This window comes from Pseudonocardia pini, assembly GCF_013870575.1.
In the GTDB taxonomy this organism is placed as follows: domain Bacteria; phylum Actinomycetota; class Actinomycetes; order Mycobacteriales; family Pseudonocardiaceae; genus Pseudonocardia; species Pseudonocardia pini.
Genome location: NZ_JACBXB010001139.1, coordinates 1 through 1,257 on the forward strand (window position 1 = coordinate 1; position 1,257 = coordinate 1,257).

General features: G+C 73.3%; 2 protein-coding genes. Both read left to right on the forward strand.

What is annotated here, in order from left to right; translation table 11 throughout:
* Positions 1-130: 130 nt before the first annotated feature.
* Positions 131-793, forward strand: coding sequence for a TetR/AcrR family transcriptional regulator (locus H5J29_RS33240; protein WP_181784843.1), 663 nt, complete (start codon positions 131-133; stop codon positions 791-793).
* 8 nt (positions 794-801) lie between these two features.
* On the forward strand, positions 802-1,257 hold a 456-nt coding region (locus H5J29_RS33245), incomplete at its 3' end, for an MFS transporter (RefSeq protein ID WP_181784844.1).

Below are 1,257 nucleotides of genomic sequence, written 5' to 3' on the forward strand. Positions count from 1 at the left end.
CGCGTCCTCGGCGGCGCCGTGGACGAGGAGGAGGGCGGGACCGTCACCGACGGTGTGCCAGGCGAGCGACATCGGAGGGACCGACTTTCGTTTAACTTGAACTGTATTGGACATAGGCTAAGGTAAGCGAATGGCGGCACGAGAGCAAGGGCATTCCCGGACCCCACGACGGCCCTACAACTCCGAGGGCAGGCGCGCCCAGGCCCGGGCGACCCGGGAGCGCATCCTGGAGACCGCACGGGCCCTGTTCATCGCGCAGGGCTACGCAGGCACGTCGATCGCCCAGGTCGCGGCGGAGGCCGGGGTGTCGGCGCCGACCGTGTTCGCCGGGTTCACGTCGAAGGTCAACCTGCTCAAGGAGGCCACCGAGACCACGTTGGTGGGCGACGCCGAGCCGGTCCCGCTGCACGACCGGCCGCAGATGCGCCACGTCCACGAGGGCCGCACCGCCGAGGAGGTCCTGGTCCGGCTCGCCGACCTCATCGCCGAGCGCGCGCCGCACGTGCACCCGATCTACGCCGTCGTCAGCGCCGCGGCGGACGCCGATCCGGAGATCGCCGCGCTCGCCCGCACCCTCGACGACCAGCGCCTCGCGGGCGCGACCCGGCTCGCGGGGCTCGTCGTGGAGAAGGGCGGTGACCCCGGCAGGCGGGACGAGGTGCGGGACACGATCTGGACGCTGAACTCCCCGCTGCTCTACGGCCTGCTGGTCACGCAGCGGGGCTGGTCGGTCGAGCGGTACGGCGCCTGGGTCCGTCGCGCACTCACCGCACTGGCACTCGACCCGTCATGATGACCACCATGTCCGCGCCGCCCCGTCTCGGCGCCGGGACGAGCGCGGGCTACGCCTCGGGCTCCCTGGTCACCGGTGCCTTCTCGACGGTGCCCGGGTTGCTGCTGCTGCCCTACCTCACCGACACCCTCGGGGTCGCCGCCGGGCTCGCGGGGGTGCTGGCCTTCGTGCCGAAGGCCTGGGCGGTGCTGCTGAACCCGGTGGCCGGTCGGGTCAGCGACCGCAGCACCGCGCGGATCGGGCCGCGCCGCCCGTTCGTGCTGGGGGCCGGGCTGGGCGTCGGGGTGGCCTTCGCGCTGATGTTCGCCGGGCCGTTCGCGGCGGCGGCCGGCGCGGTGTGGGCCCTGCTCGGCTACCTCCTGACCGCGACGGTCTTCGCGTTCTTCCAGTCCCCGTACACCGCGATGCCCGCCGAGATGACGACCGACCCGGGCGCCACGACCCGCCTGATGAGCTGGCGGGTC

Bases quoted from the DNA above. Each gene is read 5' to 3' on its own strand.
- H5J29_RS33240 (WP_181784843.1), top strand. From the start codon at position 131: ATGGCGGCACGAGAGCAAGGGCATTCCCGGACCCCACGACGGCCCTAC.